The following is a 24,922-nucleotide window of genomic DNA, read 5'->3' as shown; positions in this document are numbered from 1 at the left end:
GCGCAACTATCGCATTTACTATTTTTAACGCTATGTATTGGGGTGGCGTTCTGTAATTCACAGTAAACGTAATCTCTTGATAAAACCGAGCCCGAGGCTCGGTTTTTGTTTTCTGCCAGTCAGAAACGATCAAACCCGAACATGTCTGCTCGGGTTTTGAATTAGCATTCATCGCTGATTACAGGATGTCAAAGATCGTCGTTTTTACCCAGTATTCTTTGCAACCTAGGCCGACTGATTTTCAGTATTTCACATGCCTTCCCTTTGTGCCAATCCACCGATTCAAGCACTCGCAAGACGTGATGATATTCAAGCTCTTCTAAACTGAGCGAACCTTCATCCTTGTTATGCTCCATTCCATGACTGTCAGCCACATTGAGTTCACTAAACAATTCAATGGTTAATATATCGCCCGGACACAATGCAACGGCTTTGGTCAACGTATTTTCCAACTCCCGAACATTTCCTGGCCAAGCGTACTGACAGAGTACGTCCATGGCATCTAGTGCCACTTTGTTAACTTTGGTCCCTAACTCTTTGTTCGCTCGCGCCAACAAAGCTGGAATGAGGGCTTCTAAGTCTTCAGGCCGCTCGCGCAGAGGTGGGATATGAATTTTTACCACTTGAAGGCGATAATAAAGGTCTTCTCGAAACTGTTTAGTCGCAATGGCTTCTTCAAAGTCGATGTTGGTTGCTGAAATAATTCTGGCCGACGTGGTTCTCGGTGTATTCCCGCCTAAGGGTGTAAATACTTTCTCTTGTAAAACACGCAGTAACTTGGCCTGAATTTGAGGCGACAGTTCACCAACTTCATCCAGAAATAATGTGCCGTTGTTAGCCAATTCAAACTTCCCGGCCTGATCGGAAATGGCACCTGTAAACGCACCTTTCTTATGGCCAAACATCTCCGATTCAAGAAGATTTTCCACCAGCGCTGCACAATTGATCGCAACGAACGGCGCACTTTTTTCACTTCCCGCATTGTGAATTGCACGTGCTACCATTTCTTTCCCTGTGCCAGACTCCCCCGTAATAACAATGGAAGCATTGGTGGCAGCAACCCGACCAATCGTTTTAAATATCTCTTTCATGGCGTGTGAAGAGCCCACCATGGAGTGACCAAACGTGTCAGGAATAGTCAGTGCTTCTTGAAGGTTCGACGCATGATAGTCCAATGCAGCTTGCACTGCTTTGTCGAGCTCATCTATGTCAATGGGCTTGTGAATGTATTCATCAGCCCCTTTTTGCATAGCTTCAATCGTACTGTCCATATCATGAAACGCAGTGATCATAATAATGCGGGCTTCGGGACACACCGCTTTGAAATCACTGATACCTTCGATACCAGACTTACCTTCCATACGAATATCTAAAACAATCACATTCGGCTGAAGTTCTCGTGCGATATCCACTGCTGCATTGACACAGTCAGCGGTTTCAACGGTAAAGTCTTGCGAGAGATAATGCAGTTGCAGCGTTCGACGGATACCGGTGTCGTCATCAACTATCAGTAGTTTGTTCATTCAGGCGTACATCCTTATATCGGCCTAAGTGCGCTCTGCACTGATTGTTTCTTTCATTGTATCAGGGATAGTTGGCACACTGACTTTTGCCACCGTCCCTTTGCTTGTAGGGACAAGTTGCACCGCTCCCTGATGCGCATCAATTATTCGTTTTACGATAGCTAACCCTAGCCCAGTGCCTTTGGCTTTCGTCGTAAAAAATGGTTCAAACACTTTGGTACTCAAACAAGGGTCTATGGCGGGCCCACTGTTAAATATCTCTATCAAAATCTGGGTTGATGTCTCAGCAAAAATCACATTGGTACTGATAGAAACCAATGCGCCAGTTTCAGTATCGCTTTGCGCTGCCTGAATAGCATTTACCAGCAGATTTTGCATCGCCTGACGCAGTTTAATTGGGTCCGCGTATACCGTCGGTAGGTTTGGTTGCAGTGCCGAACGAATGGTCACTTGTGCCTTTTGGCACATCTTTTCTTGGCTAGCAATCAGGCTTTCTAATAGCTTGTTTAAGTCTATCCACTCTGGTTTGAACTGATCTGGCCGAGAGTAGGTTAACAAGTCTTCGAGTATCGCCTCCATATAACGAACCTGCTCAAGAGAAATATCAAACATTTCATTTTCCTGAGATCTGGCTTGTATCTGAAGCACCATCTTGATTGAACTAAGCGGGTTACGTAGATCATGCGCAATCATGTTGACGACTTTTCCAACAGCCGCCAGTTTCTCGTGGTTTATTCGCTCTTGGGTCTGCTTCGCGACCTCTTCGGCTAAACGCTTTTCTTCCGTGATATCTTGCTTCACTGCAACATAATACAGTGAGCGACCTTCGACATCCTTTACGGGGGAGATCCTCGCTCTCTCCCAAAACAACTCACCCGATTTCTTTTTATTATGAAATTCGCCTCGCCACTCTTTTCCTTCTTCGAGCGTCTGCCATAGCTGCTCGTATTCCTCTCTATGAGTTTCCCCTGACTGCAAAAAGCCGGGTGTTCGTCCCAACACCTCACTGCGCTCATAGCCTGTAACTTCACAAAAAATCGGATTCACGTAAACAATGCGACTGTCTAAGTCCGTGATCAATACAGAGTTCTGACTGTTTTCAATTGCATGACTAAGCCGCTGGAGATGCTCCTGCGTCATTTTTCGCTCAGTCACATCTTCTCCAAGTAAGGTCAAAGATACGTCATTTTTGTGTGACTCCGTGAACGTCGACGTCCACGAGACAAGGTGAATGTCTCCGGCTTTACTCAGTACAACGCTTTCACTGTGTGGCTGGTGTGTTTGCAACCTCAGTGCGTCTTTCAACGCTTCTTCTGCCTGTTGCTGAAGCTCCTTTGGTATAAACGTCGTAATCCATTTTTTGCCAATAATATCGTCGGACTGATACCCAACCATGCCGAGGAAAAAGTCGTTACAGAAGGTAATGATACCGTGCTCATTGATCGTTACCGCCGCCAACTGAATGTTTTCTAATGTTTGACGAAATTGCTTTTCGTAGGACTGTTGCTGAGTAAACCAACGTGTTTGAACACGGTAACGGCTAAACACCAGCGTCATCATTGTCACAATAACGAAGAGTGCCAGATAATACGGCGTATACTCGCGATAGAAATACTGCCGTGAAAGGCTAAATCGCGCCTCGGGGAAAACGGAAACAATCGTCCAGTTACCATTGATAGGCGTCTGAATACGTGAATAGGTATAGTAATTACCATCAATCAGATACTGTCCCTGATTTTGCTGCATGCGTTGAAATACATCTTTAGGGATCCCCTCTTTAGCATCGACATTAAATGGGCTGCCTTTCGTATCTCCCGGGTGAATAATTGCAATCCCTTGAGGGTTGTATATGTATAGGTGGTGTGTGAATTCTGGCGCAACAGTAAGTAGCTTGTTGATGAGCTGATTAGCTTTATAATTCAGCAAAATTACACCTGCTTTGGCACCATTGGACAGTAATACCGGAGTACCGACTCTAATGGTGGGGTTCAAGGGTAATTGGACTTCTCCCCCCTCGACATTAAGATCCATAGGAGAGATATAAACGCTGCCTTCATTGAGCCTTATCGAATGTTGCCAATAGTAACGGTGGGATTTGTTTTGCAACTGTTGTGACGGAACAACACTGACCGTACTGTTTTCGTTATTTACCCTGAGCTTCTCCAACCCTTTATTGTCTAGAAAACGTATTTGATCATAACTGTCATTGTTGCTACTGACTTGAAGAAAATAAGCGGTTAAGGTTTCAAACGGATCATCCCCTGTCTCCAGTGTCTCACGCGTTACATAGGCAAGGTTTTTTGCATCTGCAGACATACGGACTAAGGTTTCTCCAAGCACTTCATCAATCAAGCCGACTATCGATTGCTCATTAACCAGTACATGCCGTTTGTCGTTGTCCATACTCAGGACATAATGTAGCGATACCAAAATAACCAACGAAAAATACGCTGGTAGAGCCCAAAGTAGCCATTCCGTGAGAAGAGCGCGTCGTGTTGGCGAAGGGTTCAATTTTCCCAACATGCCTCCTATCCATTTTCAACGGTTCAGTTCAATTCCCTAATGCGGGGAAACACTCGTTCTCTGAGCATATCCCCTGATTTCTATTTGCTATTCAACGCAATTGCTAACCCTTTTTATAGCAAGGCTCCTAGTAATTGTATTGCGTTTGGCTGCTGTTGCTGGGTCAGTGTCGTAAAGTTCGCAGAAATCCACTCAATGACACCGTCTTTATGAATCATGAAGCTTTTGAGAGCCGTTGCCATACATTCTTCATCGTTCAGTGCAGTGAGAACAAAAATGTCCATAGGAACGACAAGCTTTCGTTGACTAGCAAGAAGTTTGAGCGCGTGTTTTCGTACGCCTGCAGCCGGATCATCGAGTGCTTGTGTTAACGAAAAATTCATCGTTTGAAGCCACTGAACGCTGGTTTCGCTAATGTGGGTATCCAACACATGGAGGGCTTTTAAACGAACATGCTCATGCTCACTGTTGAGCGCATCGAGTGCTAATGGTATTGCGGATGTGAACGGCACATGGTGAAGATAAGACAGCACGCTTTGCTGCGTGAGGGAATCACCTCTCTCAATGACTTGCTTCGCAATGCCCAATACTGTGCCGACATAGCATTGCGTCTGACATTGACGCAGTTGTTGCGCGAGAGAACAAAAGATTTCACGCTGCTCAGTTGGCACCGAGTCTTGTAAAGTGTCAATCAACCAGTTTACGGCATTGGGGTGACGTGATTGTCCAAGGGCACGTATAGCAAGAATTTTATTATCAAATTCAGGAAGCTGAGCCACTTTCCTTCGGTTAAAATTTAGCGCGTCTGCACTGTCGAAATTGTCTTTAACCGCTTTAGCGTATTGCTGATATTCCTCGTCTAGTGCATCGACCATATCAATGATATTGGATTTTTGGTCGTCGTTGTCCTTTGGAGACGTTAATTTGGTGGCAATACTGGTTTGGGTAATTGCAGCAATGGTTGAAACAGGGGCTCGACTCATTTCCTCTTGTGAAGGCACCGAATAACCATCAAGTACCTCCTTCAGTGAACTGTCTTCCTTTCCTTCAATTAAAGGCACGATATCAATAGCATCCGGATAAGCATGTTTCCCAAATAAGGTCGTTTTTAAAAGATGTTGGCTCGCGCCCTTACACTGATGACTAATTAGGTCAAAACATGCTTGTCGGACAGACGAGCAAAACATGGGTAATTCACTGTCTTGATGCTGACTCAGTATGCGCCGCTCAAGCTCCGGAAACAGGATGTCAATTTGTGCATGTAATGGATGAATGGAACGAAGCATCTGAATCTGTTGGTGGCTCTTTAGTGCATTTGTTTGAAGAAAATGGGAAGACCTTTCGGCGACTCGCGTTTTTTGGAGCGGTGTTAACCTTGAGTAATCAACGTATTTGGTGCAAGCCAACCAAGCAAATACATCTTCTTGGTCTATATGAGAAAGAAGATCATCAATTTCTGTTTCCGTTAGAACTTCTCGTGCCAACAGTTTAAAAAGTCGTCCTTTCGTTTCACCGTAGGTATCTAAAAACTTGTCGAGTAACAGCTCTTTTTGCAATGCACGTTGATTGCCAAAGCGTTCGAGCGCATCAATGGCTTCTTGCTGTACATACGGGTTCAAATCGGACAGGCGTTCAGCAATATCCCACGTATATTCAGTCGCATATTTTTCCGCTAATCCACTCACTGCAATCCGCCGGCAAAGGGCATCTTTGTGGCTAAGATGTTTAAATAAAAATGCGTTGCCAATAGACGATTGACTCGATTTTAAGGCGTTCAGCAGTTTCCTGCGTGTTAACAGATTCGCTTTAGCCAGTTGATCTACAATCCAGTCTGGGTTCAGCCCAGAAATACCTTGGTATAACGCAGCTTCTAACTCTGGCTCTGGATCTTGGGTTAAGACATAAGTAAACAACGCAAAGTATTCAGAGCGAGCATTGGTTGAAAGGCATTTAACCGCGAAAAGTTGTAAATCCCACCAATCATCCCACCCGTTAGTCAGGCCCCATTGATCGTCCACTTGCCTTCCATACGCAAATTCGACGAACAATTTCTCTACATCCTTGCTAGCAACCTGATGAGACAACGCTTTCAACGCAGCAAGACGGCAATCTCCTTCGGGATGATGTCTTGCCACATCAATCAAGTAGTCTCTATCTCCTTCTTTCAGCACTTCCAGCGCATCTGCTGCGTCAGAAACGACATCTGGATCATCATGGTAGAGACATTCATTAAGCGCATTGGTTGCATCAAACATTGAGGCATCCGCCACCGCCTTCGCACTGTAGCAACGTTGGGCATCATCTCCTGTCTCCAGCAAATCAATCAGTAAATCTCGCGCTCGCTTCGTCAAAGCGTATCCCGCATTGCCATGAATCTTGTCTGACATTTCTCTCATCGGTTGCCCTTCCTGAATTATTTACAACGCTGTTTGATTCAGGACTAGCAGGTTCCGTGCCTTGTTAAGAATAACGCCTAACTGACTGATAAATATGAGCAACCAAGAGACCATGGATTCAAAGAAACCCTTCGAAAATTTAACGAATCGTTCAGTTACCCTTCTTTAAATTAAACGAAACGTTAAACGGTTTAATAACGTCAGCGCGGCAAGCTGGATTTATATCGTTGATATTTATACATAAAAATGTATTCGAAAACATGGAACAGAACATGCAGAGACAAGGTATCAACGACATTGCTGAGGAATAACGCAATTTGGTTGTGTCTTAGCTGGAAGCAAAGGAGCACAAAATGGAAAGATTCTTGATCCTTGCTGCGACTGTGAGCTTGTCTTTTTCGGTGTGGAGTCAAACCGACGATCCTTCATTCGGTCCGTTATCGCCACTGAAAGTCGATGCTGCAAAGGCAGAGTTAGGAAAGCGCCTATTCTTTGATACTAGGCTATCAGGCAATACCGCACTGTCGTGCGCCTCGTGCCACCAACCCGACAGCGGCTACTCCACCTCTGATGCACTGAGCCCTGCCTATACAGGAAGCAAAGGATTTAGAAATGTCCCAACGCTGATTAATACAGCCTATAAAAGTGCTTGGTTCCATGACGGACGAATTGGCACCAACCTCAACGATGTAACGCGAGAAAACATCACTGAAGACTGGCTCATGAACATGGACATGAGGTTGATGCAGGAACGCCTGAAACAGGATCCTGTGTATGTCGAAATGTTTACCGCCGCTGGGTATGGAGAACCCTCCAATGGTGCAGTGAGAAAAGCGATTCCTGAATATTTAAAAACACTGACATCTACCCCTTCCAGTTTTGACAACCAGGCACTGTCTCCCCAAGCCGAGAAAGGTTTCGCACTGTTTACAGGAAAAGCGGGATGCGCGGCTTGCCACAATGGCCCCTTATTTACCGATGAAACGCCATATAACACGGGTGTTCCTGAAAATCTGGATATCTTCAGGGATCCTGCTCGCCATCAAACCTTTATCGCATTCAACATGTTTATGGGCGTGAGTAATTACATGAATTTGAAACGTGACGTTGGTGCTCATGTTCGTAGCCATAAAGCGGATGGTTCCGACAAAGGAAAGTTTATGACGCCCACACTGCGTGAGTTAACACACACGGCCCCTTACATGCACAACGGAATGTTTTCAACACTCGAAGAAGTGATTGCCTTTTATAACCAAGGCGGAGGGAAAGACCGCAATAAAGATAGCCGTTTAAAACCTCTGAACCTTTCACAAAAAGAGCAGGCGGAGTTGGTATCATTTTTGAAATCCCTGTCTGGAGAGCCGTTAAACAGTGATACGCATGTGTGGAAAGCTGACGATTACGGCTACGACGTTATCGCTGATTGGCGCAGCGTGAAAAACTAAGGAGGACAAGATGAATACACGTGGAATCCACATGTCTGTGGTAATAGGCACCTTGTTACTCTTAGCGGCTGTAAGCGTTACCGCTAACACCATCGAGTCTGGTGGTCATGTCTACCCTGCACTCGCTCCTTTGGGAGAGGTACCTACGCCATCAGATAATCCAACAACACCCGAAAAAGTCGAATTAGGAAAGCTGCTATTTTTTGATGGCCGACTTGGCGGTGACACATCTACGCCCTGCTCTGCCTGTCATAACCCAGCGCTCGGTTGGGATTTTCCCGCAGATCTTTCGCTGGGATATCCTGGCACAGTTCACTGGCGCAACAGCCAAACCATTATCAATTCAGCCTACTATCAAAAGCTGTTCTGGGCAGGATCATCAAAGTCATTGGAGTCTCAAGCCAAAAGCGCAGCAAAAGGCGGCGTGGCTGGGAATGGTGAAGACGACATCATGGAAGCGCGACTGGCTCTCGTGCCAGAGTACGTTGAACGCTTCAACCAAGTCTTTGGCGATAACTATCCCAAGGTGAGCAATGCATGGAAAGCTATCGCCGCCTTTGAACGAACACTGGTACAACGCGACACACCGCTGGATAACTACTTGAACGGTGATGAATCGGCACTGAGCAACCAACAACTGCGCGGAATGGCTTTGTTTAACGGTAAAGCCAATTGCATTGCGTGCCATAACAGCGCATTAGCGTCGGACCAAAAATACTACAACGTAGGTGTTCCCACCAACCTGAGATGGGAAAACGATGCGCTTGCACAAATTACGTTCCGTTATGAGCTTTATGCCAAAGGCTCTAACGAGAAAATGTACCGCGAAACCAAAGCAGATCCCGGCGTGTACTTCCGAGGCAAACGCAAGGACATGAAAGGGAAGTTTCGTACCCCCAGCCTCAGATACACCCAATACACCGCACCCTTTATGCATAACGGCGTAATCCCTACGCTAGCGGAAGTTATCGAATTCTATAACCGAGGCGGTGTTACTGCTGACGGAAGAACAACCGACTTCCCTCAAACGAAAAGCACACTGATACAACCTCTCGGCTTAACCGATAGCGAGAAAGCGGACCTACTGGCTTTTTTAGCGGCGTTTTCCGGTGAACGCATCACCATGGATTACCCCACACTGCCTGAATACCAACCTCTATTTAGCGAGGAAGAACTGGCGGAGGCGACCAAATGATTTTTAACAAAGACAAGCAACGCAGAAAAGAAAGTGCAGCCGAGCACCGCAAGTGCATGGTCTCTCGCAGGGAGTTTTTGATGTATTCCGGCGCAGCGGCAGGATCGGTGAGCATGATGTCTGTCACCTTATTCCCTGGCACCTCTCAGGCAACAGAAACCAATGCCCGTGTCGTGGGATACCCAAGGAAACTGCTGGGGAAACTAAGCGAACTTGGAATGAACGAGCCCTTGTATTTCAACTACCCCGATGACGGTCGAAACAGCCAAGCAATCTTGGTAAAAATGGGCGTACCCGCGGGTGGCGGTCTTGGTCCTCAGCAGGATGTGGTTGGCTTCTCGCTCATGTGCACACACCAAGGCGGGCCGCTTACTGGCAACTACAAAGTGGTTGATGAACATCGCGTGTTAGGCCAATGCCCTTTTCACCTATCAACCTTTGATTTACGACGCCACGGCATCATTGTCTCTGGGCAAGCGTATGAAAGCTTACCCCAAGTGTTACTTGAACTGGATGGTGACGACATTTATGCCGTCGGCATCATGGGACTGCTTTTCGGCCGGACAGACAATCTGATATCTCAGCAGGAGGCGTAATCATGACAACCAATTTCTATATTCCAGAAGATCATGCCCCGCTACCGCCAAAGAATGCAGAGGTACTGACCACCGCATGTGACTACTGTGTTGTAGCCTGCGGCTACAAGGTGTATCGCTGGCCATTAGAGCAAAGCAATGGGGGAATGAAAGCGGACCAAAATGCATTTGGTATCGATTTCCCAAGCGCGCCCCTCCAAGCTTGGGTCGCGCCGGCACAACACAATGTTGTGATGCATAATGGTAAGCCCTACAACATTGTTATCACGCCAGACAAAGACACCACGGCGGTCAACAAAACGGGGGATTCATCCATGCGCGGTGGGCTGATAGCCCAAAAGCTCTACAACCCATCAACGGGCACACGTGACAGACTTACGCACCCGTTAGTGCGAATTGGCGGTAGCTTGCAGCCCGTACCATGGGACTTTGCCTTGGATATTGCTGCTGCGGTAAGCCGACATGTTATCGATAACCATGGTGCAAATGCGTATGGCGTAAAAACCTTTTCTTATCAGTATATTGAAAACACATACACCATCACAAAATTCGCCCTTCGCCACATCAATACAGCAAATTTCACTTTCCACGATACACCGTCGGATGTGACGTCTACACCCGGCTTTCGTGATGCGGGATTTGATAACTTTGGGCCAAGTTACGACGACTGGGGCATGGCAGACACATTGATGATGTGTGGGACAGATCCTTACGAAACCAAAACCATCATCTTTACGCAATTTATCATGCCAGCGGTTCAGCGAGGCATGAAGACCATCACATTGAATCCCCGTGAAACCGCAGGCATTGCGTGGCTCAAAAAGCAAGGCGGATTACACATCGACTTAAACCCAGGTTCTGACAATTTGGTGGTTGGCGCAATTATTCGCGTCATTCTTGAAAATGGATGGGAAGACAGCGAGTGGATCCAAAACTGGGTAAACAACAAATGGGAATCAAGCTCTGGCTTTGGCCAAGGAACACGTAACACACCATGGCAATGGCGTACCACTTGGGGGAAATTCCAGACCAATGGATTTGAAGATTATAAAAAATGGAACCTAGCACAAAAGGAATATGCCCCGGAGTATGCAGCAAAAGTAGCAGGCATTGACGTAAATAAAATCTACCTTGCTGCTGAAATGCTTGCTAAACCAGTGAATGGCGAGAGACCCAAGTCGTCTATCGCCATTGAAAAAGGCTTTTATTGGTCAAACAACACGGGTAACACCAATGCCATTTCATCGTTAGCCACTGTCATCGGTGCAGGCGGCAGAGAAGGACGCGTTGTCGGCCGATTTGGTGGCCACCAGCGTGGAGGACAGTCAGGCGGAAAATTACCACGCAACAAATCACCGGAAAAAGTGCCGGGACGTCGTCGTCGCTCTATCGACACCGACCGTTATTTCTATTCAGGGCACACACGCTTAGCGCATGTTATCGGTACAACGTGGATCCAAGCCATGTGCGGTAGCCAAGGTTTGCAGAAGAAATTCTGGGAGTTAACCACCGCCAATCCGCATCAAGTGTACACCTACGATAAAGATGAAATCATCGAAACGCTGAAAAAGCGAGCCGACTCCGGTGGTACAGTCGTTATCAATCAGGATATCTATTTACGTGATCCTATCGGGGCAAAATTTGCGGACATTGTTTTCCCCGCCGCGACATGGGGAGAAGAAGACTTTATCCGAGCAAACGGCGAGCGCCGTTTACGCCTGTATCAGAGATTTGCAGATGCCCCCGGTGAGGCAAAACCAGACTGGTGGATTGTGGCTCAATTAGCAACGCGCATGGGATATGATGGATTCGATTGGAACAACGCCAATGAAGTCGCAGAAGAGGCATCACGCTTTAGTCGCGGCAGTCGCAAAGACTTCCACATGATCAAAGTCGCCGCACACAGTGAAGGCAAAACCCTCCACGAAAAACTCCGTGACATGGGAACTGATGGCATACAAGGCCCTGTATTCTACAACTATGACACCAAACAGTTAGTCGGAACTAAGCGCCTGCATGACACAGAAATGACCGCAGAAACCCTGGCAGAGAAAGGGCTGACTGATGGGCCACAAGGCGCGAACGTTCTGAAAAAACAGCTCACTGCGTTTAACAGTCAGACCGGCAAAGTGAACTTACAAAAACACCCGTGGGGTCTGTTCAGTGATTTTTACGAATGGCTGACACCACAAGGTGATGAGTTGTGGTTCTCCAATGGCCGAATCAATGAGATTTGGCAGTCTGGCTTTGATGATGTCGAACGTCGCGCTTATGTAATGCAGCGCTGGCCGGAAAACTGGGTAGAAATACATCCCGATGATGCCAAGGCACGCGGTATCGAATCCGGCGACCAAGTCATGATGTACTCAGATCGTGTTGCTAGCTTTAAAGACACGATTCTGGGCGTACACGGTGATGACTTTCAATTCAGCAAGCTTATGGAGAATGGCCACATTCAGCTAGATAAAGCAGCCGTCACCGCGATCGCGATTGTGACCCCTGCAATCAAGAAAGGTACCCTGTATGCCAACATGATCGATATGCGGCAACCTTCAAATGCGCTGGCTCCCCGCGTAGTGGATCAGATCTCTGGCAACTACAACTACAAAATGGGCGTGGCCAATATCAAAAAAATTGGAGAAACCAAGTACAAGAGCGAGTTCCGAGCATTCTCCTTTGCTCCCCGCAACATCGTTTAAGCTAACGCTTCCACGCAAACAAAAACGCCAAGGTAACACTTGGCGTTTTCCATATGCCAGAAACGAGAAAACCCGAGCATTTCTGCTCGGGTTTTGAATGTGGCGGTGAGTGAGAGATTCGAACTCTCGATACGTTGCCGTATACACACTTTCCAGGCGTGCTCCTTCAGCCACTCGGACAACTCACCTAATTGTTGTTGGACGTATCGCCTCAACAGGGTCGCTACTATAAAGACTTACCCCTGCATCGTCAATGGTTTGAAACGAAACACACATCCGAATGAGTGCCATTTAATCAAATGGTTATCTATTCATCTGTCTTAGGACAACGAATGTACTGATCAGTATCACATATCGCAGAAATCTTCGTTTTCTCAACGTACAATGACCTATAAATTAAAGATTCAATATATTGAAGATTGTAACTATGTCGAACCTGTACATCAGCAAAGAAGGGTCTGCGATTATTAACATCGCCAGATATTTAATCACTACGGAAGTTGAAGAAAGGCTCCGCACGATCGACTCACTCTCCGAGGAATTTGAAGTTTCTGTCGGCTTTATACAAAAAGCGTTGACCACGCTTGAGTCAGATGGTGCCATCAAGCTGCGTAAGCAAGGCCGTAACGGCACCTTCATTGATATGCTCGATTACGACTCTCTGGTGAAAAAAGCCGGCTTTAGCCACCTCGTATGCGCCATGCCACTGCCCTACACCAAGCACTATGAAGGTCTCGCGAGCGGTCTAAAAGCGCAAATGGGCCACCTCCCCCTTTATTTTGCACACATGCGTGGTGCAGATGCGCGCTCAGAATGCCTAAAGAAAGGGACCTATGATGTCGCCATTATGTCGAAATTGGCTGCAAACTCAGTGGGTGCAGGAGTCAAAATTGCGTTTGATTTAGGCGCACAAACCTATTCGATGGAACACAAACTCATTTGTCGAAAAGGCGAGGAAAACAAGATCAAGAAAGTGGGTGTAGACCCTTCGTCTCCTGACCAGAAAATCCTCACTGAGAAAGCCTTTCCTGATCACGATGTAGAGATTATTGAAATCAACTACACCGACAGCCTCAATCTTCTTAAAACCGGAAAAATCGACGCGGTTGTCTGGCTTCCTGAAGTCGTAAACACCGAAGAAGCTGGCTTGACTGAAATCTCGCTATCTCATATCCCCGAATGCCAACAAGCATCAGAAGCGGTGATCCTCGTCAGCAACGAATCACCGTATATGCGCAGCTTGGTGAGAAAGCTTCTAAACGTGCATTCACTGCTTGAACATCAAGACTCTGTGATCAAAGGGGCAATCATTCCTAGCTACTAACCTACTCTAATTACAAGGAAGTATCGTAATGCAAGAAAGGCTAAATCTACTCTCCCAAGCTCAGGTCATCAGTGAGGAAGCTGCTCTTTGCTGCAATACCGTTAGTCAGTTGCTTTCGAAGCGGTTGGGCCTGACGTCAGACAATGAACAATTCCAGATGGCAATCACCCATCTGGCGCGTGCCTATGACCGTATCAAAGCCGATTCTCCAATTGACAAAGGCATGGATCCTGAGTTGTTTGACGACATCACCAGCGATCCTCTCTACGGCACAATCTCAAGCCTTAATAATGAAATCACGGAGATACTCGGCATTGCCGTTCCCGAGTCAGAAAACACGTTCATGCTCAGTAACTTATTGTCGCTGCACTATGCAGTGATTGAGGAGTAACTATGCCCATTTATAACGACGGTTACACCTATTGCCACGAGCATTTGTATATCGATCTCTCAGAGCAAAAGCGCGATATTGATTGCAAACTCGATCAATACACATTGATTTGCGAAGAGATGAACAACCTCGTTTCTCGCGGCGTGTTTAATATCGTAGAAGTTACCAATCGTTATATGGGTCGAAATCCTCATTTTATTGAATGTTTGATGCGCGATTCAGGGATTAATATCCTGCTTTCTACGGGGTACTACATTGAAGGCTTTTTTCCTTCAGATTTGTATGAAAAAAGTGCGGAAGACATTCGAGATGAAATGATCAAAGAAATTGAAATCGGCATCGATGGTAGTGCTATAAAAGCCTCGTTAATTGGGGAGATTGGCAGTAGCGAGAATGTGTTTTCCGACACAGAAAAGAAAGTATTTAAAGCGGCGGCAATGGCGCAATACGAAACCGGTACGCCCATTTCAACTCACCTATCTTTCAGCACTATGGGTAAGGAACAAATCGCATACCTAAAACAATGCGGTGCAGACCTGTCCCGCGTCACCATTGGGCATTGTGATTTAAGAAATGACTTGGACCAAATGCTTTGGATTATCGACCAAGGCTGTTACGTTCAGTTCGATACCATCGGCAAAAATAGCTATTTCCCGGATGAAAAGCGCATCGACATGCTTGAAGCCTTGGCGAACAGAGATCTCTTGAGCCAAGTGATGCTTTCCATGGATATTACCCGCCGCTCACATTTAAAAAAGAATGGCGGTCCAGGCTTCTTATATCTGATCGACGAATTCCTTCCCAAGCTTTTAGAAAGAGGCTTCTCTCAGCAGCAGATTGACACCATGCTGCGACACAACCCTTACACCCTATTTAATTAAACAAGGCAGTATGATGAAAAAAATAGGTATCGCAGGATTGCAACGAGACCAAATCAAACATCACATCGAGGCAACAATACCAGACACATTTGAATGCCACATTCTGAATGATATGGACGCGGCGATGAAGGTAAAAACCGGTGAGCTGGATTACTTTATTGGGTGCTGTAACACCGGGGCTGGCGCGGCACTTTCTATGGCTATTGCCATCATCGGTTATTCGCAAAGCTGCACAATTGCCAAACCCTCAATAAGAGCCAAAGAAGACGAAATCACAACCTTTCTCGCGGAAGGTAAAGTGGCATTTGGCCTGTCGGTAGAGCACGTTGAGCACGCTATCCCTATGCTCACCAAACAACTCGCCGCACTGTAGAGGTTTTATGGATTTACTGCAATTAGCGACAGTAACGGCGTTATGTTCAATGACGGCACTCATTGCCAACATGAGTGCGTCTATTTTTCATGACGGACTGAGACCCATCCTTCCTCAAGTCGCGCAAGGAAATATGCAGCGCAAAGAAGCAGGTTCGATTGCATTTGGGCTGTCCATTGGGTTCACCGTCTCTGTTGGGTTGTCATTTACACTCTCTACCGGATTGCTTAACCCATGGCTGTTGTTTTTACCGACCGACGTTCTTGGGGTGTTGATTAGTAGCAGGTGGCTTGCCGCATTGGCAGGAGGATGCTGGGGAGCTTTTGTCGTTACAGCCCTTGTTGGTATGGATGCCCTTTTCACTGCAATGCCCGTAGACATGATCGAACCTATGGCAGAGATGGCCAAGCCTGTAATGACGGTTCTCGCTTTGTTTCCATTACTCGCTGTGTTTAAACAATTTGGCTGGCACTCGGGGGCCATTTGTGGTGCCGCAATCCTAATATCGCGCCTATTTGTTGTGCAATTTACGTCGCTCCCTCCTGAAGCCATTCAAATGCTCGTGGGTGTACTGGTCCTTATCATCTGTGCAATACGCCAGGATCGTCGTGATAGAAAAAATGGCATAGTACCTGCTGACATGAGTAGCATTCATCCGCTCTATGATGATCGGTTTAAGCAACTGAAAGCAAACCTCCCTCTGCTGGCAATCACAGGTGCGCTTATTGCGGTTGTTACAAATGCTGGCTATCTAGCGGGGTCAGAGGTCTCCATCTATTCCTTGGCTGACGCTTACAAACTCGAAGACGCAACCGCCCAATACACTGCGATTACACAGGTAGCCGTCGCGGAAGTATTTCGCGGACTTGGATTTGCGCCACTGATTGTCATGGCGGCACTCACCACCGGCATCTACGGCATGGTCGGGCTAACGTTCGTTTTCGTCGTCGGTTACTTGTCCCCTAACCTCGCGATTGCAGCAGCACTTGGCGCGGTGACAATCATTATCGAAGTTGGGTTACTAAAGAAAATCAGCCGCATGTTGGAAGCGTTCCCGTCATTGCGTAATGCCTCAGACAATATCCGAGATGCGATGAATGTATTGATGGAATTTGCTCTATTGATTGGCGGTGTATTGGCTGTGATGAAAATGGGTTCAACGACTGGCCTGACACTCTTTGCGGTGTATTACTTTTTGAATGAAACGTTGGGCCGGCCAGTGTTAAAAATCGCTGCACCAGCAGCAGCCACGATATTGACGGGTTTGTCGCTAAATCTTTTCTCTCTATTAGGCCTGTTCGCAGTCTGAAGCTTGTCGAAATCCAAACTCGCTGATACCACAACAGACAAAAATAAACCCAAGGATAACTTGGGTTTATTTAATTTCCTTTGGCATCGAAACACGCTAGGTGCGCTTTGGTTTGCCCTTTCCTTGAAACTGCTTAACGCTTTTTTTCTGTGCAGTGCGACGATTCGCTTTTTTGTCTCGAGGCGCGCGCTTACTCTCGCCCGATGAAGGCTTATCAGTGACGGGAAATTTCTCAAGCTCAGCCAGTGGCAACGCTCGGTTAGTCAGCGCACGAATTGCTTGCAAGTACTCGCTCTCACCATGACTCACCAATGAAATAGCTAAACCATCCTGATTTGCTCTCGCCGTTCGCCCGACACGATGCACATAGACTGCTGGGTTAGACGGTAATTCGACATTGATGACCACAGGCAGGTGATCGATATGAATGCCACGCGCTAGCAAATCCGTAGCAACAAGCACCTGGGTTTGCTTATTTTTGAATGCGTCTAGTGCTTGCTCACGTTCGGCTTGTGACTTATCACCGTGTAATGCACTGGTTGTAATGCCTGCCTTGTTCAGCTTTTTACAAAGGGCATCCGCATTATCTCTCGCACCGATAAAAACCAAGACTTGTGACCATTTATGTTCATTGATCTGGTCAATCAACACATTGGCTTTGCTACCCTTGTTTACCAAGTAAAGTCGCTCTTCAATGCTCTCTGCCACGCTATTGACGACATTGGCCTTGATTGTCACAGGCTCTCGTAGCGTTTCTGAAACCAGAGAGCTTAGCTCTTCAGGGAGTGTTGCAGAAAACATCAAGGTCTGACGCTCACTCGGCAACGCCAACATGATTTTTTGTATGTCCGGCCAGAACCCCATATCGAGCAGTCTATCGGCTTCATCTAAAACAAGGTGACGTACCTTAGTCAGGTTAATGGCCCCCTCGTTTATTAGGTCTAACAACCTTCCCGGTGTCGCGACGATAATGTCAGGATTTGATGATAACGCCTCAACTTGTGCCGACTTATCAACACCGCCACACAGCATAATCGTACCAATACCCACCGAGGTTGCGATTTCGGACAACGCCGCGGTCACCTGAGAGGCCAATTCTCTCGTTGGCACCAAAATGATGGCATTATCTTTCTGATTGCTTTGTGCAAACATGGAAAGCAGTGGCAATCCGAATGCGAATGTCTTCCCACTGCCAGTTTGTGCCAGTGCCAATACATCCTTTTTAGAAGAAACTGCAGGTATTGCTAGAGACTGAATAGACGTAGGTGTTTTACATTGTGACGGCAAGGCGTCAACCAGATTGGGGGCGAGGCCCAAAGAAGAAAATGTTAGAGAAGCTTCAACCGACATGAACGTGCTCAAAGGCGTAAATCAAATAAGGCGGAAGTGTAGCACGAAACTCTGCCACCTCTGATAGCAATGGTGCAAGTACGCACAGGCATAAAAAAGCCCAAGCATTGCGGCTCAGGCTTATATCTATCTCAAAAACGCAGTCATTTTACTGGTTCTTAGTCTTGCAGGTCTGCAACCGTTTCCGCAGATTCTGGACGCAAGTGAAGCTGCACACCCATAAGGAAATTGCGCAGGATTTGATCTTTACAATCACGATAGTGTTTGTTTTCAGGCTTGCGGAAGAACGCACTTAGTTCATGCTTGCTCAAGCGGAAATTTGCAAGCTCAAGAACGTCCAACACATCGTCAGCTTTCATATCTAGTGCGATACGCAGCTTCATGAAGATCATGTTGTTATTCAAACGTTTCTCTGGAACCGGTTGCTCACCTTCACGTCGGCCACGCTTAGTATTGATTAAGCCGTTAAGGAAAATGGCCAGCTCAGTATCTGTCGCTTTAACAAAAGCCGCATCGTCGTCTTTACGTAACCAGTTCACGACTTGATCCTGAGTCACAGCATGGTCGGCTGCAGCAAAAATCTCTACCATTTGAGGATCTTTAAAGTCGAAGGTATAGCGAATACGGCGAAGAATGTCGTTGTTTGTCAAAATAATTCCTAACGTTGAGTGTCATCAATACCAGCGACTGCTGGAATAAACGCATAAAAACAAAGCCCCACTCTCTCGAGCGGGGCTTTGTTTCTGAATATGGCGGTGAGTGAGAGATTCGAACTCTCGATACGTTGCCGTATACACACTTTCCAGGCGTGCTCCTTCAGCCACTCGGACAACTCACCAAATTGTTTGTTGAGCGTAACGCCTCAACGGAGCGCTACTATAGAGAGTTAATGGCCTAGGGTCAACGTGATTAAACATATCCATGTTCTGTTTGCGCAATAGTTCGCCAGTGCCTATATGCAAGATGCCGCATGGGTTAAAAAGCTTGGTCACGCTCACTCAAAAGCAGGTCAACCCAAAGGGCGTGATGTAATTTTCACAACACACTGTTAGTATGCACTCTCCTTCATCAGCCCTTTCTACGTATGCACAAATCATCAGAACACATTCTTCTTCAAATCGCGCTCAATTTAAGTTCAAACCTTTCCGATGAACGAAAATACCAACAGCTGCTCGACGGAATTGAACATGTCTTCCCATGCGATGCCAATGCCATATTTGTGTTTGATGAAGATGGCTTCCTCAAACCTGTTGCAGTAAACGGCCTTTCTACGGCTGTTCTTGGCCGTCGTTTTTTCCCAGATGTTCACCCTCGATTAAAAGCGATTGTGGATTCAAGAACGCCTGTAAGGTTTGATGCTAACAGCCCTCTCCCCGACCCATTTGACGGCTATCTGCTGGGCGATGACAAACATATCGATGTCCATGATTGCATGGGGTGTAGTCTTCATGTCGATGACAAACTGGTGGGTGTCATTACTATGGATTCTCGCAACGCGGGCGTTTTCGACAGTGTTTCCTCCATCACCCTCGAAACTTACGCAGCCCTCACTGCAGCAACATTGAGGAACATCAGCCAAGTAGCGGCGTTAAAAGCCCAAAACAGAAAGCAGCATTCCGTCAATCAGATGCTGATCCAGCAGGCGCGTTCAAAACACGGTGAAATGGTAGGCTTAAGTCCCCAAATGCATCACCTGAGGCATACAATCGATACTGTTGCAGAATCAAATTATGCTGTGCTGATCTCAGGAGAAACCGGGACAGGTAAAGAACTCGTCGCCCACCAGCTTCATGCCGCATCGCAGCGTTCAGATAAACCGATGGTGTATGTCAATTGTGCCGCTTTGCCTGAAGGCCTCGCCGAGAGCGAGCTGTTTGGCCATGTAAAAGGCGCATTCACAGGTGCGAACAACCATCGGGCAGGGAAATTCGAACTTGCCGATGGTGGTACCCTGTTTCTCGACGAAGTGGGCGAGTTACCGTTAGTCGTCCAAGCAAAACTTTTAAGAGTAATTCAGCAAGGAGAACTGCAGCGCGTTGGTAGCGACCAGCATCTGGTGGTCGACGTGCGTATTATTGCGGCAACAAATCGAGATTTAATCCAAGAAGTCGCCGAGAATCGCTTTCGGGCGGATTTGTATCATCGCCTGAATGTATTTCCTATTAGCGTACCTTCTCTTCGTCAACGCGAAGGCGATATTCCTGTATTAGCAGGCTATTTATTGGAAAAAGTCAGGCATCAATTTAATGTGCCGAACCTCCATATCCACCCGCAAGCTCTCGCTTTGCTTGAACGTCAGGCTTGGCCGGGAAATGTGCGAGAGCTTGAACACTCGCTCACGCGCGCCGCGTTAAGAGCCATTCAATCCCGCTCTGTCTCAATCCTCACATCGCACTTTGATGCGCTACAAACACTGGATGATGTAAAAAACACATCGAAATATTTCCCAGAACAAAGCCAATCACTCAGAACATTGATTGATGAGTACCAACGCGATCTAATCGAGCATGCCCTAAGTAAAAACAAGGGTGTTTGGGCAAAAGCTGCACAATTCTTACAAACAGATCGAGGTAACCTTTACCGACTTGGTAAAAAGCTCGGTTTTTAACAGCCAGAGCAATCTAGCTTTCTCTTATGAGTTGATGTGAATATGACACAAAATACGTAGTCACATTCACATCACAACAAGTTCGTTTTGTAAATATAAATATATAAATCAAAAAGATAACTATTGGCACGTTATCTGCTGTTAGGTTCGGATATTGCTGTAGATAGCAAAATAAAAACCATCAGGAGACTTACATGTTCTGTATTCAATGTGAACAAGCCATTCAAACACCTTCTATCAAAGGCTGTTCTGTTTCTAAAGGTATGTGTGGAAAGACAGCCGAAATCTCTGACCTTCAAGATGTGCTTGTTTACGCCCTTCAATGCGTATCACTTTGGGCCACTCAGGCTAAAAAATTCGATATTGTTGATGATGAAATCAACCGTTGGGCTCCAAAAGCCTTTTTCGCTACACTCACGAACGTCAATTTCGACCCAGCGCGTATCGTTGCACTCACTAAACAAGCGACAGAATTCAAGAATCGACTTCAAGATAAGGTCGTAACGGCCGCAACGGTAACAGGCAAAAGCCTCAACCTTCCCCCTCTGGCGTATTTTGAACTGCCGGAACATGCTGAAGAAATTCGTAATATTGCACTGCAAGTTGCGGTCAACCGCGGCAAAGACACCGTCAATGAAGATGTAATCGGATTGCGTCTGCTTTGTCTATACGGGTTAAAAGGCGCAGCCGCGTATATGGAACACGCCCGTGTTCTGCATCAGACTTGTGATGAAATTTACGCAGAATATCACGACATCATGTCATGGTTAGGCACCGACCCTGACGACCTCCATGCACTGCTAAACTGCTCAATGCAGATTGGTATGATGAATTACAAAGTGATGGAAATGCTGGATGCGGGTGAAACACTTACGTTCGGTCACCCTACTCCAACGCAGGTCAACGTAAAACCTGTAAAAGGAAAATGTATTCTTGTCTCGGGTCACGACCTTCATGACTTGGAAAAAATCCTTCAGCAAACCGAAGGCAAAGGCATCAATGTTTATACCAATGGTGAAATGCTGCCAGCCCACAGCTACCCAGAGTTGAGCAAATACCCACACCTTGTCGGTAATTACGGTGGCGCGTGGCAAGATCAGCAAACCGAGTTTGCCAATTTCCCCGGTGCGATTGTGATGACATCAAACTGCCTGATTAATCCAAACGTAGGAAATTACGCCGACCGTATTTTCACACGCAGTATTGTGGGATGGCCTGGCGTTGAACATATCGACGGCGATGATTTCTCTCGTGTTATCGAGTGTGCATTGGATTTGCCAGGCTTCAAACATGACGAAATCGAACATATGATCACTATTGGTTTTGGCCGAAACGCGCTGATGAGTGCTGCGCCTGCCGTTATAGAACAAGTAAAAGCCGGCAATATTCGACACTTCTTTTTGGTTGGTGGCTGTGATGGCGAGAAGAAAGAACGTCACTACTACACCGACTTTGCGGCAGCAGCCCCTGAAGACACGGTGCTTTTGACGCTCGCATGCGGCAAATACCGTTTTAACAAGAACAACTTTGGCGATATCAACGGCATTCCGCGTCTGCTGGACATCGGTCAATGTAACGATGCCTATTCGGCAATTCAGTTAGCATTAGCGTTGTCCAAGGAATTTGATTGCAGCATCAATGAGCTTCCACTTACGCTTGTGCTGTCATGGTTTGAGCAAAAAGCGATAGTCATTCTGCTGACGCTTTTCGCATTGGGAGTGAAAGGCATTTACATTGGGCCAACCGCACCAGGATTCTTAACCGAGAACCTCATCGGTATTATTCAAGACAAATTCGATCTACGCCTGATTTCTTCCGTTGAAGAAGACATGAATGCCATGCTCAGCGCATAATTTCCAACAGCTAGACTGAATTGATATGAAGAGCCTCCATCCAACGTTGGCTCTTTTTTTATCGCTAACCTACTGTCGCCAAACTACCATCGCTAAAAAAGCGTCTGCCGATCATAGGCTTTGAATTTATGTCGCCGACGAAGCCCGCTAGACGTAACAAGTCACCATTTCGTTAGCCGAACCCACATTTCATTCTCTCATCACGCCACGGGCTGTTAGAATGACAACCTAAGTCGGAAAAGAGAGTTTTTCATGTCAATCTCGCTATCACAATTTATTACCGAAAACGGATTAGAACCACATTTGCTTTCAGCAATGCAAACGGAAGGCTTTGTTACTGCAATGGCGGCTGCGCCTAACCTGATCGACCCAAGCGAATGGCTTGCGTTCATGTGGGGCGGCGAAGAAGAATCACCATTTTCAACACATGAGCAACTCGAAGCCTACGCTAACATTATCGTTAACCTATGGAATGCCCAACGTGAGGCTCTGCTTTCTAATGAATGGAAGTGGCCTGACGCGTGTCAATTGAGCGACGTTGAAATAGTGAATGAAGCAACGCGTGAATATTGTGAAGGCATGCTTCAAGGATGGACGCTGGCACGTGACGATTGGGAAACCATCATGCCTGAAGACTCAGAAGACAATGCGCTTCTTGGTGGTGTCCTGCTTTCAATCAGCTTGATGTTCGACCCAGAAGCCGCGTTTGCCGCTATGGAAGAACAAGGTGCGGCTGATCTGGCGCAGTTTGAAGAAATCTTCAATGCAATGCCTGTTATGCTTTGCGGCCTGACGATGCGCGCGCTTCAGCGTGTTGAAGCCGAGTAATAACATCGCACGGTTCAGGCAGGTATTCTCCTGCCTGAACATCTTTATCTATAGACCACAAATCAAAACGCGAACTTTTCATACAATCCTGCTATAGTCCCGCCCCTATTTCACGCTCTGGCATACTTTGTGTATTCAAAAGCCAGAAAATGACGATCTTTAACATCAACGTTGTCGACTGACGACGTGCAGCGCAGGACTATCACTGTGACCAAACAAGCATTTTCTACCCTTCCGTTAAAGCCAGAGCTAATCTCTACGCTGAACGATATCGGCTATTCAGAAATGACACCGATTCAAGCACAAAGCTTACCTTCGATTCTTGAAGGAAAAGACGTGATTGCTCAGGGTAAAACGGGTTCAGGTAAAACCGCTGCGTTTGGTTTGGGCCTGCTTAACCGCCTAAACGTTAAACGCTTCCGCGTTCAATCTCTGGTGCTTTGCCCAACGCGCGAATTGGCCGATCAAGTTGCGATTGAAATTCGTAAGCTGGCGCGCGGCATTCACAACATCAAAGTACTCACCCTTTGTGGTGGTGTACCAGTAGGTCCTCAAATTGGCTCACTGGAGCACGGTGCGCACATCATCGTAGGAACGCCTGGTCGTATTCTTGACCACATGGAAAAAGGCCGTCTCTCTCTGGAAGAAGTGAATACTCTCGTCCTAGATGAAGCAGACCGTATGCTAGAAATGGGTTTCCAACCTGCACTTGATGCGATTTTTGCAGAAGTTCCAGCAAACCGTCAGACCCTGCTATTCAGTGCGACGTATCCAACTCAGATCCAAAGCATTGCAAAGCAAATCATGGTGAAACCTGAGATGGTGAAGGTTGAATCAAACCACGATAGCAGCAGCATCACTCAGTTCTTCTATGAGTGTGACGGTAACAAAGACCGCATGCATGCACTTCGCTTGTTGCTTCTTAAGCACCAACCGGAAAGTGCTGTTGTATTTTGTAATACCAAACGTGATGTGAAAGATGTCGCCGCGGTACTGGATAATGACGGTTTTTCTGTCGTTGCACTGCACGGCGACCTTGAGCAACGTGACCGCGACCAGATGCTACTGAAGTTTGCGAATAAGAGCGTGACTGTGATGGTTGCTACCGACGTTGCAGCTCGTGGTCTAGACATTGACGCGTTAGACGCGGTCATCAACTACCACATGGCTTACGACACTGAAGTTCACATTCACCGTATTGGCCGTACAGGTCGAGCAGGCAGCAAAGGTGCCGCGTATACCTTCTTCGGGCATGAAGATGGATACAAAGTCGCGCTTCTTGAAGATTACCTTGGGCACGATGTCAAAGGCTCTGCACTTCCAGATGCGTCAGTGCTAAACAACACACCACCGCAGCCTGCAATGATCACCCTGCACATTGAAGCGGGTAAAAAAGCCAAAGTTCGCCCAGGCGACATTTTGGGTGCGCTGACAGGCGAAGACGGTATTGAAGGTAAAGACGTTGGCAAGATCAAAGTGACCGATTACCGCTCATACGTTGCAGTAAACCGTAGCGTTGCGAAAAAAGCACTGAAGAAGCTATCTAACGGTAAGATCAAAGGTAAAACCCATCGCGTTTGGCAACTGCGCTAAGCATATTGGGGAAAACAAAAAGCCGTCGTTATGAC

At 46.8% G+C, this 24,922-nt stretch carries 18 protein-coding genes and 2 tRNA genes; 13 read left to right on the top strand and 7 right to left on the bottom strand.

What is annotated here, in order from left to right; translation table 11 throughout:
* Positions 1 to 188 precede the first annotated feature (188 nt).
* The 3 genes from LRP49_RS15990 to LRP49_RS15980 all read right to left on the bottom strand — a co-directional run bounded on the left by LRP49_RS15990 (position 189) and on the right by LRP49_RS15980 (position 6,442).
* The gene (locus tag LRP49_RS15990; RefSeq protein WP_274143310.1) at positions 189 to 1,523 is read right to left on the bottom strand and encodes a sigma-54-dependent transcriptional regulator; all 1,335 of its coding nucleotides are present in this window, start codon (positions 1,521 to 1,523) and stop codon (positions 189 to 191) included.
* Positions 1,524 to 1,547: 24 nt separating this feature from the next.
* Positions 1,548 to 4,046, bottom strand: a complete 2,499-nt coding sequence (locus tag LRP49_RS15985) for a PAS domain S-box protein (RefSeq protein WP_274143309.1) — start codon at positions 4,044 to 4,046, stop codon at positions 1,548 to 1,550.
* A gap of 113 nt (positions 4,047 to 4,159) precedes the next feature.
* Entirely contained in the window at positions 4,160 to 6,442 is a 2,283-nt protein-coding gene (locus LRP49_RS15980; protein ID WP_274143308.1) for a HEAT repeat domain-containing protein, read from the bottom strand.
* A 353-nt stretch (positions 6,443 to 6,795) separates the two neighbouring features.
* Between LRP49_RS15980 and LRP49_RS15975 the strand changes: the two genes are divergently transcribed.
* Genes LRP49_RS15975 through LRP49_RS15960 form a run of 4 tightly spaced genes read left to right on the top strand, consistent with a single transcriptional unit; the run spans position 6,796 to position 12,377 of the window.
* Entirely contained in the window at positions 6,796 to 7,887 is a 1,092-nt protein-coding gene (locus tag LRP49_RS15975) for a cytochrome-c peroxidase (protein WP_274143307.1), read from the top strand.
* Between the two features lie 10 nt (positions 7,888 to 7,897).
* The gene (locus LRP49_RS15970; protein ID WP_274143306.1) at positions 7,898 to 9,082 is read left to right on the top strand and encodes a cytochrome-c peroxidase; all 1,185 of its coding nucleotides are present in this window, start codon (positions 7,898 to 7,900) and stop codon (positions 9,080 to 9,082) included.
* On the top strand, positions 9,079 to 9,678 hold the full coding sequence (locus LRP49_RS15965) for an arsenate reductase (azurin) small subunit (RefSeq protein ID WP_274143305.1): 600 nt from the start codon (positions 9,079 to 9,081) through the stop codon (positions 9,676 to 9,678). Before LRP49_RS15970 ends, LRP49_RS15965 begins: the two co-directional genes overlap by 4 nt.
* A 2-nt stretch (positions 9,679 to 9,680) precedes the next feature.
* Positions 9,681 to 12,377: an arsenate reductase (azurin) large subunit gene (locus tag LRP49_RS15960; protein ID WP_274143304.1), complete on the top strand. Its 2,697-nt coding sequence runs from the start codon at positions 9,681 to 9,683 to the stop codon at positions 12,375 to 12,377.
* Positions 12,378 to 12,477: 100 nt separating this feature from the next.
* Here the strand turns inward: LRP49_RS15960 and LRP49_RS15955 are convergent.
* Positions 12,478 to 12,565 (bottom strand) — tRNA-Ser (locus LRP49_RS15955).
* A 239-nt stretch (positions 12,566 to 12,804) separates the two neighbouring features.
* On the opposite strand from LRP49_RS15955, the gene yhfZ reads away from it, so the two are divergent.
* Genes yhfZ through LRP49_RS15930 form a run of 5 tightly spaced genes read left to right on the top strand, consistent with a single transcriptional unit; the run spans position 12,805 to position 16,655 of the window.
* A complete protein-coding gene (yhfZ, locus tag LRP49_RS15950; protein ID WP_274143303.1) occupies positions 12,805 to 13,701 on the top strand; it encodes a GntR family transcriptional regulator YhfZ in 897 nt (298 codons plus the stop codon).
* A 28-nt stretch (positions 13,702 to 13,729) separates the two neighbouring features.
* Positions 13,730 to 14,092 (top strand): PRD domain-containing protein, encoded by a 363-nt coding sequence (locus LRP49_RS15945; protein WP_274143302.1) that lies wholly within the window; start codon positions 13,730 to 13,732, stop codon positions 14,090 to 14,092.
* 2 nt (positions 14,093 to 14,094) lie between these two features.
* A complete protein-coding gene (locus LRP49_RS15940) occupies positions 14,095 to 14,973 on the top strand; it encodes a phosphotriesterase family protein (protein ID WP_274143301.1) in 879 nt (292 codons plus the stop codon).
* A 13-nt stretch (positions 14,974 to 14,986) separates the two neighbouring features.
* A complete protein-coding gene (locus LRP49_RS15935; protein WP_274143419.1) occupies positions 14,987 to 15,346 on the top strand; it encodes a DUF2620 domain-containing protein in 360 nt (119 codons plus the stop codon).
* Positions 15,347 to 15,353: 7 nt separating this feature from the next.
* The gene (locus LRP49_RS15930; RefSeq protein WP_274143300.1) at positions 15,354 to 16,655 is read left to right on the top strand and encodes a YhfT family protein; all 1,302 of its coding nucleotides are present in this window, start codon (positions 15,354 to 15,356) and stop codon (positions 16,653 to 16,655) included.
* A gap of 96 nt (positions 16,656 to 16,751) precedes the next feature.
* On the opposite strand, the gene LRP49_RS15925 is transcribed toward LRP49_RS15930, so the two are convergent.
* The 3 genes from LRP49_RS15925 to LRP49_RS15915 all read right to left on the bottom strand — a co-directional run bounded on the left by LRP49_RS15925 (position 16,752) and on the right by LRP49_RS15915 (position 18,843).
* Positions 16,752 to 18,005 (bottom strand): DEAD/DEAH box helicase, encoded by a 1,254-nt coding sequence (locus LRP49_RS15925; protein ID WP_274143299.1) that lies wholly within the window; start codon positions 18,003 to 18,005, stop codon positions 16,752 to 16,754.
* A 158-nt stretch (positions 18,006 to 18,163) separates the two neighbouring features.
* Positions 18,164 to 18,655: a YehS family protein gene (locus tag LRP49_RS15920; RefSeq protein ID WP_274143298.1), complete on the bottom strand. Its 492-nt coding sequence runs from the start codon at positions 18,653 to 18,655 to the stop codon at positions 18,164 to 18,166.
* A 100-nt stretch (positions 18,656 to 18,755) separates the two neighbouring features.
* A tRNA-Ser gene (locus tag LRP49_RS15915) sits at positions 18,756 to 18,843 on the bottom strand.
* 246 nt (positions 18,844 to 19,089) lie between these two features.
* Between LRP49_RS15915 and norR the strand changes: the two genes are divergently transcribed.
* From norR to dbpA, 4 genes are all read left to right on the top strand, one after another.
* Entirely contained in the window at positions 19,090 to 20,613 is a 1,524-nt protein-coding gene (gene norR / locus LRP49_RS15910) for a nitric oxide reductase transcriptional regulator NorR (protein ID WP_274143297.1), read from the top strand.
* A gap of 194 nt (positions 20,614 to 20,807) precedes the next feature.
* On the top strand, positions 20,808 to 22,466 hold the full coding sequence (hcp, locus tag LRP49_RS15905; RefSeq protein WP_274143296.1) for a hydroxylamine reductase: 1,659 nt from the start codon (positions 20,808 to 20,810) through the stop codon (positions 22,464 to 22,466).
* A 252-nt stretch (positions 22,467 to 22,718) separates the two neighbouring features.
* Positions 22,719 to 23,294 carry a UPF0149 family protein gene (locus LRP49_RS15900; protein WP_274143295.1) on the top strand — a complete coding sequence of 192 codons (576 nt, stop codon included), beginning with the start codon at positions 22,719 to 22,721 and terminating at the stop codon, positions 23,292 to 23,294.
* Between the two features lie 207 nt (positions 23,295 to 23,501).
* Entirely contained in the window at positions 23,502 to 24,887 is a 1,386-nt protein-coding gene (gene dbpA, locus LRP49_RS15895; protein WP_274143294.1) for an ATP-dependent RNA helicase DbpA, read from the top strand.
* The last annotated feature ends 35 nt before the right edge of the window (positions 24,888 to 24,922 follow it).

The organism is Enterovibrio qingdaonensis, from assembly GCF_028683135.1.
GTDB lineage: Bacteria > Pseudomonadota > Gammaproteobacteria > Enterobacterales > Vibrionaceae > Enterovibrio > Enterovibrio qingdaonensis.
This window is presented reverse-complemented; position numbering and strand designations above follow the sequence as displayed.

Excerpts from the sequence above, each read along its gene's own strand:
- hcp (WP_274143296.1), top strand. The coding sequence starts at position 20,808 with ATGTTCTGTATTCAATGTGAACAAGCCATTCAAACACCTTCTATCAAA.
- norR (WP_274143297.1), top strand. The coding sequence starts at position 19,090 with ATGCACAAATCATCAGAACACATTCTTCTTCAAATCGCGCTCAATTTA.
- LRP49_RS15945 (WP_274143302.1), top strand. The coding sequence starts at position 13,730 with ATGCAAGAAAGGCTAAATCTACTCTCCCAAGCTCAGGTCATCAGTGAG.
- LRP49_RS15970 (WP_274143306.1), top strand. The coding sequence starts at position 7,898 with ATGAATACACGTGGAATCCACATGTCTGTGGTAATAGGCACCTTGTTA.
- LRP49_RS15990 (WP_274143310.1), bottom strand. The coding sequence starts at position 1,523 with ATGAACAAACTACTGATAGTTGATGACGACACCGGTATCCGTCGAACG.
- LRP49_RS15960 (WP_274143304.1), top strand. The coding sequence starts at position 9,681 with ATGACAACCAATTTCTATATTCCAGAAGATCATGCCCCGCTACCGCCA.
- LRP49_RS15975 (WP_274143307.1), top strand. The coding sequence starts at position 6,796 with ATGGAAAGATTCTTGATCCTTGCTGCGACTGTGAGCTTGTCTTTTTCG.
- LRP49_RS15985 (WP_274143309.1), bottom strand. The coding sequence starts at position 4,046 with ATGTTGGGAAAATTGAACCCTTCGCCAACACGACGCGCTCTTCTCACG.
- LRP49_RS15925 (WP_274143299.1), bottom strand. The coding sequence starts at position 18,005 with ATGTCGGTTGAAGCTTCTCTAACATTTTCTTCTTTGGGCCTCGCCCCC.
- LRP49_RS15935 (WP_274143419.1), top strand. The coding sequence starts at position 14,987 with ATGAAAAAAATAGGTATCGCAGGATTGCAACGAGACCAAATCAAACAT.
- LRP49_RS15900 (WP_274143295.1), top strand. The coding sequence starts at position 22,719 with ATGTCAATCTCGCTATCACAATTTATTACCGAAAACGGATTAGAACCA.
- LRP49_RS15980 (WP_274143308.1), bottom strand. The coding sequence starts at position 6,442 with ATGAGAGAAATGTCAGACAAGATTCATGGCAATGCGGGATACGCTTTG.
- LRP49_RS15940 (WP_274143301.1), top strand. The coding sequence starts at position 14,095 with ATGCCCATTTATAACGACGGTTACACCTATTGCCACGAGCATTTGTAT.
- LRP49_RS15930 (WP_274143300.1), top strand. The coding sequence starts at position 15,354 with ATGGATTTACTGCAATTAGCGACAGTAACGGCGTTATGTTCAATGACG.
- yhfZ (WP_274143303.1), top strand. The coding sequence starts at position 12,805 with ATGTCGAACCTGTACATCAGCAAAGAAGGGTCTGCGATTATTAACATC.
- LRP49_RS15965 (WP_274143305.1), top strand. The coding sequence starts at position 9,079 with ATGATTTTTAACAAAGACAAGCAACGCAGAAAAGAAAGTGCAGCCGAG.